General features: G+C 49.6%; 16 protein-coding genes. 6 read left to right on the top strand and 10 right to left on the bottom strand.

Annotation, left to right across the window (positions count from 1 at the left end; translation table 11 throughout):
• Positions 1–12: 12 nt before the first annotated feature.
• Positions 13–447 carry a thioredoxin TrxC gene (gene trxC / locus L3K52_09630; GenBank protein ID UOG90470.1) on the bottom strand — a complete coding sequence of 145 codons (435 nt, stop codon included), beginning with the start codon at positions 445–447 and terminating at the stop codon, positions 13–15.
• Positions 448–614: 167 nt separating this feature from the next.
• Between trxC and L3K52_09625 the strand changes: the two genes are divergently transcribed.
• From L3K52_09625 to L3K52_09610, 4 genes are all read left to right on the top strand, one after another.
• Complete coding sequence (locus L3K52_09625; protein ID UOG90469.1) at positions 615–1007, top strand: c-type cytochrome; 393 nt, start codon at positions 615–617, stop codon at positions 1005–1007.
• A gap of 326 nt (positions 1008–1333) precedes the next feature.
• Positions 1334–2602 carry a hypothetical protein gene (locus L3K52_09620; protein ID UOG90468.1) on the top strand — a complete coding sequence of 423 codons (1269 nt, stop codon included), beginning with the start codon at positions 1334–1336 and terminating at the stop codon, positions 2600–2602.
• Between the two features lie 284 nt (positions 2603–2886).
• On the top strand, positions 2887–4437 hold the full coding sequence (locus L3K52_09615; protein UOG90467.1) for a hypothetical protein: 1551 nt from the start codon (positions 2887–2889) through the stop codon (positions 4435–4437).
• An 18-nt stretch (positions 4438–4455) separates the two neighbouring features.
• A complete protein-coding gene (locus L3K52_09610) occupies positions 4456–5991 on the top strand; it encodes a hypothetical protein (GenBank protein ID UOG90466.1) in 1536 nt (511 codons plus the stop codon).
• Between the two features lie 30 nt (positions 5992–6021).
• On the opposite strand, the gene L3K52_09605 is transcribed toward L3K52_09610, so the two are convergent.
• The 9 genes from L3K52_09605 to L3K52_09565 form a co-directional block, all read right to left on the bottom strand.
• Entirely contained in the window at positions 6022–7614 is a 1593-nt protein-coding gene (locus tag L3K52_09605; protein UOG90465.1) for a peptide chain release factor 3, read from the bottom strand.
• 856 nt (positions 7615–8470) lie between these two features.
• A complete protein-coding gene (locus L3K52_09600; protein UOG90464.1) occupies positions 8471–8806 on the bottom strand; it encodes a XisI protein in 336 nt (111 codons plus the stop codon).
• Positions 8794–9210 carry a XisH family protein gene (locus L3K52_09595; protein UOG90463.1) on the bottom strand — a complete coding sequence of 139 codons (417 nt, stop codon included), beginning with the start codon at positions 9208–9210 and terminating at the stop codon, positions 8794–8796. Before L3K52_09595 ends, L3K52_09600 begins: the two co-directional genes overlap by 13 nt.
• 70 nt (positions 9211–9280) lie before the next feature.
• On the bottom strand, positions 9281–9424 hold the full coding sequence (locus L3K52_09590) for a hypothetical protein (protein ID UOG90462.1): 144 nt from the start codon (positions 9422–9424) through the stop codon (positions 9281–9283).
• A 48-nt stretch (positions 9425–9472) separates the two neighbouring features.
• Positions 9473–9673: a plasmid stabilization protein gene (locus L3K52_09585; protein ID UOG90461.1), complete on the bottom strand. Its 201-nt coding sequence runs from the start codon at positions 9671–9673 to the stop codon at positions 9473–9475.
• A complete protein-coding gene (locus tag L3K52_09580) occupies positions 9673–11352 on the bottom strand; it encodes a transglycosylase SLT domain-containing protein (GenBank protein UOG90460.1) in 1680 nt (559 codons plus the stop codon). Before L3K52_09580 ends, L3K52_09585 begins: the two co-directional genes overlap by 1 nt.
• A gap of 138 nt (positions 11353–11490) precedes the next feature.
• Entirely contained in the window at positions 11491–12306 is an 816-nt protein-coding gene (locus L3K52_09575; GenBank protein ID UOG90459.1) for a ferritin-like domain-containing protein, read from the bottom strand.
• On the bottom strand, positions 12270–12881 hold the full coding sequence (locus L3K52_09570; GenBank protein UOG90458.1) for a glycerate kinase: 612 nt from the start codon (positions 12879–12881) through the stop codon (positions 12270–12272). The genes L3K52_09575 and L3K52_09570 overlap by 37 nt, the downstream gene beginning before the upstream one ends.
• A gap of 21 nt (positions 12882–12902) precedes the next feature.
• Positions 12903–13436 (bottom strand): glycerate-2-kinase family protein, encoded by a 534-nt coding sequence (locus L3K52_09565; GenBank protein ID UOG90457.1) that lies wholly within the window; start codon positions 13434–13436, stop codon positions 12903–12905.
• 113 nt (positions 13437–13549) lie between these two features.
• Between L3K52_09565 and L3K52_09560 the strand changes: the two genes are divergently transcribed.
• Positions 13550–14236 (top strand): response regulator transcription factor, encoded by a 687-nt coding sequence (locus L3K52_09560; protein UOG90456.1) that lies wholly within the window; start codon positions 13550–13552, stop codon positions 14234–14236.
• Positions 14236–16416: a hypothetical protein gene (locus L3K52_09555; protein ID UOG90455.1), complete on the top strand. Its 2181-nt coding sequence runs from the start codon at positions 14236–14238 to the stop codon at positions 16414–16416. Before L3K52_09560 ends, L3K52_09555 begins: the two co-directional genes overlap by 1 nt.
• The last annotated feature ends 20 nt before the right edge of the window (positions 16417–16436 follow it).

Raw genomic sequence — 16436 nt, 5'->3', positions numbered from 1 at the left:
TGTGTACACGGGTTAAAGTTGGCTACGTACCCAACGTTCAATATCCGCCGCTCCCATCGCACCAGACTGCCGCGCAATTTCTTGCCCGCCTTTAAACAACACCATGGTCGGAATGCTGCGAATATTGTAGTGCGCCCCCACCATTTGGTGATCTTCGGTATTCAGTTTCGCAAAGCGTACTCTGGGTTCCAGTTGTGCCGCTGTTTGTGCAAACGCCGGAGCCATCTGACGGCAAGGGCCACACCACGGTGCCCAAAAATCAACGAGGACGGGAATATCATTGCGGCTGATGTGTTTGGCAAAATTCTCAGCGCTTAGCTCGGTTGGGTGTCCAGTAAACAAATCGCTGCCGCATTTGCCACACTTGGCGTGTTCGCCCAGCCGTTCTGCTGGAATGCGATTGGTGACGCTGCACGCGGGGCAGACGATATTCATCGGGTTACTCATGTCATATCCTTAACGTTAATTTAGCAATGCTTTCATTATGGGTGGCATTTACCCGTTTTAAAGCGCTAATACCCATCAATATTTACCGAGAATTGCGCCCCGACCGGAAACCCGTATGATCAGATTGTTGATAATACGACAAACCATAATCGCTAGGAGAAATCTCAATGAAAGCATTAAGCCTGATAGGTATTGCCATCCTCACGCTTGCACAAGCCAACGCCCCTGCGTTTGCTGAAGAAAAACCCGCCGATGCCGCGAAACCGGAAGCGGCGGCGGAAGCCCCCAAAACCGACGACAAAGCGACCGATGCTGCTAAAATCGACGGCGAGAAAATTTACAAAGGTTTATGCATGAGCTGCCATGACGCAGGTATCGCTGGCTCGCCTAAACTGGGTGACAAAGCCGCGTGGGAGCCGCGCATTGCAACGGGTATGGATGCACTTTACGCATCCAGCCTCAAGGGTAAAGGCGTGATGCCCGCTAAAGGCGGCAACCCGGCGCTGTCTGATGATGAAGTCAAAGCAGCCGTGGATTACATGGTGGCGCAAGTCAAGTAAATTGTAACAAAATCCTGTTACTACCAGAGTCGGTAATAGGCCTATTATCATCTATTTTGGTAAAAGACTAGGTGGCTATCCAGAAATTCTGACTGGATAGCTTTTTTTTGAAAACAAGAAGCAGATTAATAAATCCGCAGTATCAGTGGATGGATAGCCATGTCAGGAACCAATCTTACTACCTGTCCCAAATGTGATTCACCTGCCCGCCGCTCACGCCCGAATTGGTGGCAACGTCTATTTTCACCTCAAAAAATCCGCTACCGTTGCAAGTGCTGCGGCAAACGTTTTTGGAGAGGTGGCTAATATTGATATGTTAAATTTTTATGAGAATTGACGAATCATCAGCATTATCAGAATTGGATAATATTTTAAAAAGCCGTCATTTTCGCTCACGTAAAGTATTGCGGGCTTTTTTACATTACGTGGTGACGCAAACGCTGGCGGGAAATATTGCAAAAATCACGCAATACGCCATTGCCGTCGAAGGATTAGGAAAATCACCTGATTTTAATAGCGCCATTGACCCGCTAATACGCATACAGGCTGGGCGCTTACGCAAGCTATTAGATGAATATTATGCCAGCGAAGGCCGTTTCGATCCCATAACGATTGAATTGGCAACACGCGGCTACTACGCCACATTTACCCACTCCATCACGCAAACCGTGTATCAACCGATAATGCTGGCAGAGACAAGCTTCAGCCTCTCCCAAGGCCCCAGCATTGTTTGTACTCCCCGCACATTTATGAATACCCCGGATAGCTGGTCACTTATCACACGTCTAACCCGCGATTACATCAATATTTTGACGCATTTTAACGGTTGCCAAGTGATATTTACGCAGGAAACCCGCTGGCAATCGCGTGATGCGTTACAGCGCCACCACGCGGATTTCGCACTATTTTTGGATTTGCATACCGCCACTGCCGAACATTACCGTCTCAAATGCAGCTTGATACATGTCCCCACGGAACAAACGGCATGGGCGCAGAGTTTCACACTCAATGCACACTTCGGCGACTCTCAACCTCAACTCCAAGCCATTTTTAAACACATCGCCCACAATACCTTAGACTATGAACAAGGCGTAGCGCACCATGTTTGGGCGCGTTACCTGACGGCCTCAGCCAAACCGATTGCCGCGCACTATCAGGTTATGTTGGCGTTACGTCAGCAATTATGGGAACGCTCCCCCGCCGCGTTTCAGCGCAGTGTCAAAATTTGTGAACAACGCTTAGCGCACGTTCCGAATGATGTGCAAGCGATGATTGTTTACGCTGATTACTGCCGAATGGACTATTTATTCCAATACCGGCAAATTGAAACGTTGGAAGAACGCCTCGCCTACATTACCGAAACCCTGCTGCAACTAGCCCCCGGCAATGCTTATTCACACTTGTACTACGCGCTGTCTTGCCTGTTGTCAGCAGAGCATGATGCGTGCCTAGCAGCTCTGCAACAAGCGCAAGCGATTAATCCGCTGGATACACACCTCGAAACAATTGCTGCGTTAATTCACAGGAGATTAACCCAAGAAAAATCAATTGCGTCAATTTCAAATTTAAATACTACTGATAAAATTATTGAGTAATAGTTATTTATTATTTTCGTAACAAATTTTGGTTACTGTTATGATTTATTCCTAAATGGTAGCATTTGCTTGTTTTAGAAATTCACACACTTAACACTCTATCATTAATTAATTTTAAAAATCTTGCATTATCCCTCGCAAGCCCTTTAAGGCTACCAGCCCCAACTGCGTAGCCTTTTTTATTTTTAATGCCCCCTTTGCGTGAAAACAGAGAATGGATGGTATAACTTTGTATGCAAACCCCTATAGTACATAACTTACGTCCACTTCCTTAAAGGTAATGCATGGAAATTGATCGTCCTGCAATAGAGGCTGAACTTGAACGCATTCTGACCAGCCGCTGTTTTCGCGCCTGCAAAATGTTGAGCCAATTTTTACGCTATATTGTGTGGGAAAGTCTGGCAGGAAAACAAACTCAGATCACACAATACGCTATCGCTATTCATGCATTGGGAAGACCAACGGATTTTAGTGCCTTGGAAAACCCTTTGGTACGTGTGCAAGCCCGACGGCTGCGGGATCAACTGGGTGAGTATTACGCGACAGAAGGACGTTTTGACACCCTCCGTATCGACTTGCCGATGGGCAGTTACTGCCCTGAATTCAGCCGCCAGCACCCTGTTTTCCCGCTGGAACTGGCAAACGCGGTGGTCAGCCAATCGCAAGGCCCTAGCATTACCTGTATCCCCCGCCATTTCGTGACCGATGCAAGCGTAGGAAACGCCTTCATCACCCGTCTGACGGATGATTATGTGGCGGTCATGGCACACTTCCGTTTTTGTCAGGTGACGTTAGCGGATGCAGCGCAACGGCATGATGTTTGGCATAGCACAGATTTCAACTTGTTTTTTGACCTTTACCCTACCGAATCCGGCTATAGCCTCAAGTGCAGTCTGGTGCATGGGTTGAATCGGCAAATTGTCTGGGCGCACAGTTTTGCACTTGATCACACCTACCCAGCTCTGGCATTACATCAACAAATCTTTAAACGCATTGCTCATGACACGGTAGGCGCAGAAAAGGGAATTGCACAAGATTATTGGGTACGCCAACTGTTGGATTCGGGCAAACCCATCCGTTCACAACATCAGGTATTGGTGACATTTCGCCAGTATTGCTCGAATATTTCTCACGATAATTTTCGTACCACGTTACGTGCTTGTGAGCAGCGACTGGAGCAATTTCCAGATGATATACCGGCACTGATTATGTTTGCTGACCACTGCCGTGGGGATTATTTACTGAAATATCATGAAATTGAACGGCTGCACGCTCGTACTGCCCAAACCGTGGAACGTTTACTTCAACTAGCACCCAATAATGCTTACACGCACCTGTTTCAAGCCATGTCCTACATACTCCAAGAAGAATACGGGCAATGTGCCGATAGCATCACCCAAGCGCAAGCCATTAACCCGCTCGACAGCCATCTTAACAATCTTGCGGGTTTGATTTACATAGGGCTAGGCCAATGGGAGCGGGGGGCAGCACTGATACAGGATTGTATTAATATCAGCCCCATTTACCCGGATTGGTATCACATCCCCTTGTGTGTATACCATTACCACGAAGGGCGCTACCTCGCCGCTGCGCAAGAGGCCAAGAAAATAAAACTCAAGCATTTGTGGTCAACCATGCTGCGCACCGCGCTGTACCATCAGGGCGGGTGGCAGGAAAAAGGCAAACAAGAATACCAACACCTAACACAGACATACCCTAAATTTGCGCAGGACAGTCACAAACTGGCGCAAGGATTTAGCCGTAAAAACAATCAAATCATCCGTCACTTATGGTCGCGTGTTACGGGGAATACGCCTGCGCCAGACGACCAGTAGCCGCATTAAAGGTAACGCATGGAACTCGATCGCCCCGCAATAGAGGCTGAACTTGAACGCATTCTGACCAGCCGCTGTTTTCGCGCCCGCAAAATATTGAGCCAATTTTTGCGCTATATTGTGCGGGAAAGTCTGGCAGGAAAACAAACGCAGATCACACAACACGCTATCGCTCTTCACGCACTGGGAAGATCAACGGATTTTAGTGCCTTGGAAAGCCCTTTGGTGCGCGTGCAAGCCCGACGGCTGCGGGATCAACTGGGTGAGTATTACGCGACAGAAGGCCGCTTTGACACCATTCGCATCGACTTGCCAATGGGCAGTTACTGCCCTGAATTCAGCCACCAGCACCCTGTTTTCCCGCTGGAACGGGCAAACGCGGCGGTAAGCCAATCGCAAGGCCCCAGCATTATGTGCATCCCCCGCCATTTCGTGACCGATGAAAATGTGGGAACTTCCTTCATCACCCGTCTGACGAATGATTATGTGGCTGCATTGGCAAAATTCAGTTTTTGTCAGGTGACATTGGCCAACGCATCTTGGCAGTCTGATGTCTGGCAACAATACGGTGCAGATTTCATTCTATTTTTTGACCTTTACCCCACAGAATCCGGCTATAGCCTCAAATGCAGTTTGGTGCATGGGGTAAACCAACAGATTATCTGGGGGCACAATTTTCCATTGGAAAAAAGCTACCCAACACCTGCAAGCATTAACCCGATATTCAAGCGTATCGCTCACGATACCCTCAACTATGAAACAGGTGTGGCACATCACTATTGGGTGCGTCAGCAACTAGATTCAGGTAAACCCATTGCTTCCCAACACCAAGTATTGGTTGCAGTACGCCAGTACCTATGGAATCCATCCCCCACAACCTTCCGAACCAGTTGGCAAGCCTGCACACAGCGGCTTGAACAAGCCCCCAATGATGTACCAGCTTTATTTGTCTACATCAATCATTGTCTTGCAGAATATGGCTTGAAACACCAGGTCATTGAATCCATAGAAACCAAGGTGGCTCATGCTGCCGATACCTTGCTGCAACTCGCTCCCGCTAATGCCTATTCACACGCATACTACGCAGCAGCCTGCTTGTTTAATGGGGACAACGAACGCTGCCAGACAGCAGCAGAACAAGCACAGACGATCAACGCACTAGACAGTTACCTGAATATCCACCTCGGTTTGATTTACATCGGCTTGAGTGAATGGCAAACCGGGGCGCAACTTATACAGAACAGCATCAACATTAGCCCAACCTATGCTGACTGGTATCACCTTCCCTTATCCGTTTGCCATTATCGAGAAGGTCGCTACCTCGCAGCCATGCAAGAGGTTAACAAGGTCAGGCTCAAACACCTCTGGACACCGCTGCTACGCACGGCATTTTATCAATGTAATCAACGACTCGAACAGGGAACAAAGGAATACCGGCAGTTGCAAAATAAACACCCTAATTTTGCGCAGACCAGCCGCAAATTGATACACGATTTCCCACAGCAAATGAACCGCACTATCCAACAAATCTGGTCGCACCTCCCCCTGCGCTAACGGTAACGATGTGTCGCTTTTCCTAAAAGATCAACCTGTTGCCACGCCATGCTCGCGGGTGGAATGGAACTTAATGTCAGGCCATTTTTCCTGCGCCATTTGCAGGTTGATGCGGGTTGGTGCGATATACACCAGCTCCCCAGAATGGTCGTAAGCTAAATTCTGCGCGGCTTTGGTCTTAAATTCCTCGAACTTTTTCTCGTTGGTGGATGTGACCCAACGCGCGGTTTGCACGTTCACGCCTTCAAACAGCGCATCGACTTTGTATTCGTCTTTGAGACGTTGCGCCACCACATCGAACTGCAATACACCGACCGCGCCGAGGATCAGGTCGTTGTTGTTGACGGGTTTGAAAAGCTGGGTTGCGCCCTCTTCGCACAACTGCTCCAAGCCTTTCTGCAACTGCTTCATTTTCAGCGGGTCACGTAATTGCGCACGGCGGAACAGTTCCGGCGCAAAGTTGGGGATGCCGGTGAATTGCAGGTTTTCGCCCATTGTGAAGGTGTCGCCGATGCGGATGCTGCCGTGATTGTGCAAGCCGATAATGTCGCCGGGGTAAGCGTCTTCGACATGTTCACGGTCGGATGCCATGAAGGTGAGCGCGTCGGGGATTTTCACCTCTTTGCCGATGCGCACGTGTTTAACCTTCATGCCCTTTTCAAACTTGCCGGAACAGATGCGCATGAATGCCATGCGGTCGCGGTGTTGCGGATCCATATTCGCTTGGATTTTGAAGACAAAGCCAGTGAAAGGCTCTTCCGCTGCTTCGACTTTGCGGGTAGTGGTTGGGCGGGCTTGCGGCGCGGGGGCATTTTCCACGAAACCATCCAGCAATTCGCGGATGCCGAAACTGTTTAGAGCTGTGCCAAAATAGACTGGGGTGAGCTTGCCGTCGAGGTAGGCTTGCAGGTCGAATTCGTGGCTTGCGCCTTTCACCAGCTCGATTTCTTCGCGTAATTCGTCGGCTTGTGTGCCGAGCAGTTTGTCGAGTTCGGCGTTGTCCAGCCCTTGGATTTCGTCGTAATCCTGACGGCGTTCGGTGCTGGGTTTGTAGAGGATTACTTTGTCTTCGTAGAGGTGGTAAATCCCTTTGAGGCGTTTGCCCATGCCGATAGGCCAGGTGATCGGGGCGCATTGGATATTGAGGACGGTTTCGACTTCATCCAGCAACTCAATGGGTTCTTTGCCTTCGCGGTCGAGCTTGTTGATGAAGGTCATGATCGGCGTATCGCGCAGGCGGCACACTTCCATGAGTTTGATGGTGCGTTCTTCGACCCCTTTTGCCACGTCGATGACCATGAGGGCGGAATCGACAGCGGTTAAGACGCGGTAGGTGTCTTCCGAAAAGTCTTCATGCCCCGGCGTGTCGAGCAGGTTGACGATGCGCCCATTGTAGGGGAACTGCATCACCGATGAGGTGACGGAAATGCCGCGTTCTTTTTCCATCGTCATCCAGTCGGAAGTAGCATGGCGACCGGCTTTGCGCCCTTTGATCGTGCCTGCAAGCTGGATTGCGCCCCCGAATAGCAGCACCTTTTCGGTCATGGTGGTTTTACCGGCATCCGGGTGGGAAATGATGGCGAAAGTGCGGCGGCGGGCGGTTTCGGTTAGGCGGTCGGTCATGGTGTCCACGGGGTTGGGCTATTGGAAAGGGGGTGATTATAGCGGAAACGACCAACAGGTGTAAGAAAGCCATTCGACAAACTACCGTCCGACGAGTGGCAGTAGCAAGCTATCAAGTTATCAAGTTATCAAGTTATCAAGTTATCAAGTTATCATTAGTAAATCGCTAATCACAACCCGACAAATAGTTTACCTAAACCCCAAGTACAATAAAGGAAAACATAAAATGCAAAAAGCTGTTATACCTGTCACTATCACTATTCTTGGTGGAATTATTACAGTTACTCTTGGTGTTGAATACACTGTTGCTATTGGATTAGTAGTTGCAACACTAGCTTTTAATATATGATAAATTAATACACTGCTTCACATGAAGCTTCGGTAGATTCAAATATTTAACGACCAAAAAACCTGACAGTTACATGAAACTATCTCATTATTACCTAAGAATAAAAAGGAACAGACATGGATTTGGAAAATGAAAACAATCCATTAATGGTGCTTTGAATATATTGAACATTTGCTGTTTTCTTAATAGCATATCCAAGTTCTGATATAACATGGTGGAAAGCATTACTTGTTTCTCTGCTATGGTCAATAGTCTCGGCTGCGGGGATTCTTGGGTTTGAACCTGACCAATGTGCATGTATTTCTTACTAAATTAATGAAAACTACTTAGTATAGAACATGAAGCCCCGATTGCTTTTTCGGGGCTACTCGACAAGGGTTCTACCCACCATTCCGCATATATACGCACACGATGACCAAACTCAAACAGGTTACGGGATATAATCTGCCATCACTTGGATGGACATTGCGTGGTAACTACCCAGTGGAATCATAATAACGCATGAGTTCAAGCAACCGCATACCCCGTATGCACGCGCACCGCAGGCGAACGAAAGCCCAGCACAATATCTTCCCGTGCCACACCGCCAGCCATCAATTCCTGAGCAATATCGCCTTCCGTGCCATTGTGTTGCAGCCAAACTTTACCATTGATCAAATCCAAGTGAATAACTGAACCGTAGATTCGCTGCCCATTTATCCAACCAACATGCATGAGTTGATAGTGGTCATGAGTTTCATCAAACAGCAGTTGGGTGTCCACATCTTTATCCGCTGCGGAAAGATCAGCATATTCTTTAAGCAGATTTTTAATAGCTTGACGATACAGCATTAACTTATCCATTGCGTGATAACCTCTTGATTAGGCATGAATACAATCAGCTTAACTTGATACTGATGCAATACATCTTGAATGAATGGTTGGGTGAAAAATGAATCATAGGTGTCAGCAGGTACGGCAAGATACAAAACACGATCGGGTTCTTGCTTACTCAAAGCAAGGCGATAGTTCATGAATTGTCCCAGCGCCGCATGGAACTCAGAAATATCAGAGGCTTGTAAAAAGCATTTAATTTCTACCGCAATTTTCTCTTCATTTCTATTCGCTGCCAGTAAACGTTCTGCCCCCAAATCCACATACATGGATATTGCGCCAGCGCGTAACAAAAATGGGTCAGCCGTAACATTCCAGCCGCTTTTTTCTAGGGCATGTTTGACGGTGTTGTGGTAGATGTCTCTGGCTGGCATGGTTGGGCTGCACTCTATTTGATTACCTTAAAATATTATCAAAAGTGGCTCTCTAATGCGATCTGAATGACTACACCAACACACAACCAATCATCACCTGTTTACCATTCCCACAAACAAACACACTTCCCGCCTTCAAACTCCGATAGCTGGTATAGCGCTCATTTTCCGGCTGCTGGAACACTTCAAGGCAATTTTCCTTCAGGTTAACCAACCAATATTCAGGGATGCCGTGACAAACATATCACAAATACTCTCGAACCTAATCATCGGCAAAATCAGGGGCAACACGCGGAAGAGAACGAACCGGAGTCTGTAAATCGTCCCCACCCGTCAACACCATCACACGCTGGTGTAATCGCGTTCCAAAACCTTTCCGTGGTGTTGGTGAAAACAAAACTGGCTTCTCTTCAATCGAACCATTTTGCACAGCACTGATAGGCGCGACAACTACAATATCCATTACAACCCCCGCGCACACTCCGCAACCTTCAATTGCCCCCCTGCCCGCAAAGGCTCATCCCATGCAACATTATTGAGCTGCATAACCGCTTCGGCATTAACACCAAGCTTCACCACCACCTGTTCCAAAGTATCACCCGCTTGGACAGCGTAAAAAAATGCACCATAACGCCCGCTGCCACGCTGCGCCGTTTGCGCCAGCAAAGCCGCTGGCACCTCCTCACAAGCTTGCAAACCCTGTGTTGTAGGTTGTGGTTGTTCTACCGCTTCTGCCGGTGCTAACTCAACAGTGCTCACATGCTTTACGCGCACAATGCCTTGGTCAACTGCTGCGGCGGTGATCAATTGCACATCGTCCGCAGCAGTTCCAGTATCTGTCACCGTTGGCAAAGCTTTTTCAGTGCGCATGAATGCCAACGTCATTTCGGGGTCGAACATGGCTTTTTCTTCTGGAACGGGAGCAAATTCCGGCTCAGCCACTGCCAGCGTTTCACCACGCAACGCCGCTTGGTATTCCAACTCTGTCTGTTCCCACCCCGCTAACAGCAAACGGGCGTCTTCAATCGATTTTTTACCCTGTTCCAGTTTATTCAAATTAGTCAGCACGTTACGGATATAACCACGGGTTTCGGTAAACGCAATCGTAATGGGTGCACCCTGCTCTATCCTGCCCGCACCCGCATTGTATGCCGCAATCGCATGAGGCACGCTACCGTCGTAACGTCGCAATAACCAACTGAGATAACGCGTGCCAGCATTAATGTTCTCTTGCGGATCAAATATATCAAGCACGCCCAGCTCTGCTGCCGTTTCCGGCATTAATTGCATCAAACCCGACGCGCCTTTGTACGACACCACCATTTCCCGGTAGCAACTTTCAGCAGCAATTACCGCTTTAACAAGCGCAGGGTTCACTCCGTGGCGTTTAGCCGCTTGTCGGATAATGTCATCATAAGGCGCAGCTTTCGTTTGCAAGGTTTTGGCACTGAAACCACCGCAACCCCTAGCGTCAGGTGTGCGCGGGTAATGCACCTTGGTTAAACGCGACTGAAACCAGGTTTTAGCGGCTTTAATATCCGGGCGCGGCAACACCGCCAACGCTGTGTGATAGACCTTGGTGGAATTCGCCCATTTTTTCAATAATGCCGCCGCTTGACGATTGGCTTTTTTATTGCCATCAAGCTTGAGCAGGGTCGTCAAGTGTTGCTTAACAGGTTCCTGAATCAGCTCAAACGCCACGGGTAACTCCGGCTCATGCCAAAGCGTGCCGCTATTGGCAACATAGGCCGCTAATACTTCCGCCACACTGCCTTGGTAACGCCGGAGCAAATAACTGAGGTAACGGGTTCCGGCATCAATATTGGCTTCCGGGTTAAATACATCCAACGCCCCAAAGCGCTTAGCGGTATCCATCTGCAATTGCATCAAACCCACCGTCCCCGTGGGCGCGACATACGCATGATTAAAGCAACTCCCGGTAGCAATCACCGCCTTGATCAGCGATGGATTGACGCTGTAACGGTTGGCGGCTTTTTTGATTTCTGCTTGATACGCGTTAGCGTGCTGATTAAGTGTTTTCTCATTGAAACCCGAGCAACTTGCCGGTTCTGCTGCCGCAAATACACTGAGTGGCAGACACAAGCAACCCACGGTCAGCCACACTAAGCCAAGCTTCTTCACTATTTTTCTCATGACAATAAGGTACTCACTGAAATGCCCGCTCATTAATATAGTTTAATGACCCTAATTCTGCCGGAAAATTCCCAAAAATACTTGTAACGATTCAGGCAGTGGCCAGTTAAGCCGATGAGCGGTGTTTTACACCCAATTTTTTTCCATGTCGACCAACTGCTCCAATTCTTCAGCACTAAAACCCGCCTGCAAACGTGCCTCGGTATAAAACGGGCCACGCAACGGCGCGGGCAAAGCTTCACGGAGTAATTGCCGGAAAGTGGCATCGGGTTCTAAGCCACGTTGCGCACAGCAGTAATGAAACCAACGCGAGCCAATCCGCACATGCCCGATTTCATCTCGCAGAATAATTGTTAGAATTTCAACGGTTTCGGCATCGTCGACTTCGCGTAAGCGCTGCATCATACCGGGGGTAACATCCAGCCCGCGTGCTTCGAGCACTCTTGGCACCAACGCCATGCGCACCAACACGTCATGGTCGGTTTTACAGGCTTGTTCCCACAGGCCATTGTGCGCAGGCAAATCACCATAAACACAGGAAAAATCCTGCATCCGGGCGCGTAATAAACTGAAATGGTAAGCCTCTTCCGCCGCGACTTGTAACCAATCGCCGTAATAAGCATCCGGTAATTCGCGAAAACGGTAGACTGCATCCAGCGCCAAATTAATCGCATTAAATTCAATGTGCGCAACCGCGTGTAATAATGCCCGCCGCCCTTCTGGGGTGCTGAGTTTGCGCTGTTTGACATGCTTGGGGTGCACCAACTCCGGCTTGGCAGGGCGACCGGGAATCAAAATAGATTGCACCGGAAAACTCGACTCATTATCGCGCAATAAGTCGCCCTGTTGCCAAGCGGTGTAGAGTTGCTGCGCACCGACCAATTTCTGGTCAATATCCGCTTGCATTAAGCAGGCGTGAGCTGCTCGGTAGAGGTTTTGCATGGTAATTTTAAACCGATAATGACATCCATAACATTCGTACCCGTCGGCCCTGTGTGAATCAGGTCGCCGCTGGCTTCAAGGAATGTACCGGCATCAGCGGCACGTAAACAAGCCCAGGGGTCAAGATTTTGCGATTTACCACGCCGGATAGTGCCATTATCGATCAACGCTCCGGTATCGGCTGTCACCCCGTCCGAACCATCCGTCCCGGCAACCAATAGGTAAATGTCAGCGTCTGGGTTTAGGCAAAGCGCCGCTGCCAAGGCCAAATGCTGATTGCGCCCGCCGCGACCGGGATTCAACGGCAATTGCACCGTGGTTTCCGCCCCCCACAGGTAAAGACCGGGAGCGCTCGCTTGCAACTGTTCCACACACCATTGTGCAATTACTTCCGCATCACCTTCGATGAAATCAGGCATTAGCTGCACCGGCAAACCGGCTGATTCGGCGGCAGCCATTGCCGCCAGCAGTTGGCGATTGCTGGCGACAATTTGCCAATCAAACCTGTCATGCGGTGCGGGAAACAGTAATCCCGAACCAATTACTGCGGGATCATCGCCGGGTACATCAGACATCAGTAAACAACTGACTGGACGTTACCCCAGATATTCCCATAATTTGCCGCCTTTAATTAAAGACAGCGCTCGCCGCATTGCATTAATGTCGCTAATAACCGCCCCGTTTGCCAACATCGCTTGGGTCGCTTGTTGCAAACGCGGCAGGTTCCAGCCCACATCCAACACTTCGACCAAACTGGAAGTGCCACCGGAAATCAGAAATAGCACCGGCGCATGATCAGGCAGGGTTTGCAAGTAATTCAGCAAAATTTGACCCGCCGCTAATGACGATTCATCAGGCACCGGATGCGCCGCTTCAACAACTTGCACATAAGATGGCAGTGGAACAGTGGCATGAGCGTGTTTGGTGATCAGCAAGGCGCTGTTTATCTGCGTGGTTAGGTAGCGACTTGCCCCGATAAACATCGCTTCCGCCGCTTTGCCAATCGCCACGACATGGCAAGTCTCGCGTTTACCCTTGGCAAGCAATGCTTGGTAAACAGCCATTTCGCCATTGACGGCGCTTAGGCCAGCAGCATACATTTCTAATAACAGGGTACGGTGATCGGTCATTTTGTCGTGCTCATTCCTAAGTACATGGGAGCAATAAGGTGATCAATCTACTATACAACACCTGAAAGCCGATGTTCAGCCTCCTCACAGCACCACAGAACAGGGAATCGTTTATGCAACATGCATTAATTGTCGAAGATGTGCCAGAAACTAGCGAATGGCTCCGTGATATTCTTACCCAAACGTTTGGAGACATACGCACCACGCAAAGCATGACCTGCCAGCAAGCGCGTGATGCCCTGCAAACCCAGTATTTCAATTTAGCTTTGCTGGATCTCAACTTGCCCGATGGCAGCGGTATCGACTTGATCAGTTGTGTGCGCCAACGCTGCCCCGATGCTTACATCGTAATCACCACCATTTTTGACGATGAAGAGCATATTCTCAAGGCATTGCGGGCGGGGGCGCATGGCTATTTATTGAAAGATTCGCCCGATGCACGGTTTATTCAGAAATTGCGCGGCATTCTCAGCGGCGACCCGCCATTATCACCGAGTATTTCACGGCGCATCTTGCGCTATTTCACGGAAGTAAACACCGAACAGCCCCAACCTGCGGTGGTTAATTCCCCACACGCCGAAGCAAGCCAGCTCAATCAACTCAGCCCAAGGGAACAGGAAGTGCTAACACTGGTCGCAAAAGGCTTGAGCCGCAATGAAGTGGCGAAATTATTAGCGCTTTCCAACAATACCGTGGCGCGTTACATCCGCGACGTATATCAAAAACTGAACATTTCGAGCCGCGCCGAAGCAGCGGTGGAAGCTTGTCGCATGGGGTTGGTCAATACGGATTCGCACTAATGCGCTGGTTAGCGGCGATTCCCCCGCCCAAAGCGTCACCCGCGAATGCCTTGCTGTTGGGTTTGGTATTTATCTGTTTGGTTGAAGCGCTGACGTTGTACCTACGCCTGCAATTGCCTTGGACAGGCGTACAACTTGCCGTCAAAGAGCGGCAGGTGATTGGATTGGTCGCGCACAATTCACCTGTTGCGGGTCAATTAACCAATGCCAGCGCTTTGCAGGCTATTGAAACCCCGACGGCGCGGGTTGAGTTACAACCCATATTGTTGCTAGAACCCTTGTCCATTCCAACCTATGCGGAACTCAACCAATACATCGCCCTGCAAGCGCAGTTAGCACAGGCATTCACTGGTGATGTGCCGGTCAATCTCATCACGGCGGAACAACAACGCATTGCGTTAGCTATCAAACCCCGCACGCCGCTGGCGCAGATACCCGCTTTCTTTTGGTGGTTCGCACTTGCCAATATTGCTGGATTATTGGTTGGCGTGGTGGTGTGGACGTATAAGCCGCATACCTTGGAATCCACCTGTTTGTTGTTGGCTTGCCTGAGTTATTACTGTGCCGGTAGCATTTTTCGCTTGCTGATTAGCCGTGAGTTTTACCTGCCACCTGCTTGGCTTAAGGTGATGATACCGACCGAGGCATTAGCCATGAATGTGTTTCTGGGTAGTTTATTGACCATTTTGTGCTATTACCCTCGGCAAATAGCCCCCAAGTGGGGAATGCTGGCAATCGCTGGCATCATGTTGCTGTTGACGCTTAACTATTATTTTCAATGGGTTGCGATGCCTTTACATATTTACATCACCCCCATCACGCCGCTTATCATGACTGGCACATGGCTATTTTACAAACAATGGCAACAGACGCAGGGCAACCCGGTTGACCGCACCACGGTATGGATTTTGCAATTCTCGGCGTTGTTACCGGCTTGGCTGATTATGCTGTTATACGGATTTCCGCTGATGTTCGAGGTGCAACCTTTCATCTCAGAAGTGACAACCCGTGCGTTGCTGGTCGCTACGTTTACGGGGTGGGCGGTCGGGATTCTGCGGTTTCGGTTGTTTGAAATCGAGTATTGGTGGTTTCGGTCGCTGTTGTGGTTGGTGGGTGGCAGCGTGGTGCTGATATTGGATTTGGTATTGGCAGCGACGTTTCAGGCTTCAGCCGCTTATGCGTTGGGCGGGTCAGTGATCTTAGCGGGTTTTGTGTACTTCCCCCTGCGGCAGTGGTTATTTGAAAAAATCATGCCGGATGAGCGGCAATCTTTGCAGGCATTTTTGCCGGTGTTTAGCCAAAGCATGGCAGATGCCACGTCCAAAGAAGGCTTTGAGCAGCGTTGGCAGGCGGCATTGCAACAACGCTTTCACCCCTTGCATCTGGAACGTTTGGCGGAACAAAGTAGCGCGGTGATGTTGGCGGATAATGGCTTGCACCTAACCGTACCGAGCCTTGGCAATCACCATGCTTATCGGCTGAGTGGCAAACAGATGGCGGCGCATTTGTTCAATAAAGCCGATAGGCAGCAAACCGAATCGCTGTTGACGATTGCTCGCATGGCGAGTGTTGCCAGTGAAACCCGCCAACAAACGGTAATGGCAGAACGGCAGCGCATTATGGGTGATTTGCATGACAGCGTGGGAGCGCAATTGATGACGCTGATGCACAAATTGCCAAACCCGGAACACAAGCAGGCGGCACGGCTGGCATTGACGACGTTGCGGGATACGATTCGTTTGTCGCAAAAAACCAGCCCGCTGCGCTTGGTCGATCAGGTGGCGGATTGGCGGGTGGAGATTGCGGAAAGAGCGGAGGCGGCAGGGGTCGAATTGGTGTGGCAGCAGGGGGAGTTGAATGGGTTTACGTTGAATGCCAAGCAGGTGCTGGAGTTGTCGCAGGTTCTGCGCGAGGCAGTGAGTAATGCGTTGCGCCATGCGTTGCCGGAGGTGTTGGAGATTGGAATTTCGGTTAAAGAGCGGCGTTTGCATGTTAGTGTCGTTAATGATGGAAAAATTTCCCTGCCCGCAACGTGGCGAGCGGGGACTGGGATGAATACCATGCAAAAGCGAGTGCATGGATTGAGTGGAAATATTCAATTTCGGTTGAGTAGCTTGCCTAAGGCGAAAATACAGGTATTGTTGAATGTGCCGCTGTACGCTACCAACCTCGGCAAGTGATTTAGGTAAACGTGCGTTAA

The organism is Candidatus Thiothrix sulfatifontis, from assembly GCA_022828425.1.
GTDB lineage: Bacteria > Pseudomonadota > Gammaproteobacteria > Thiotrichales > Thiotrichaceae > Thiothrix > Thiothrix sulfatifontis.
The sequence above is the reverse complement of the archived record's forward strand: the minus strand, read 5'-3'. Positions and strand labels throughout refer to the sequence as shown.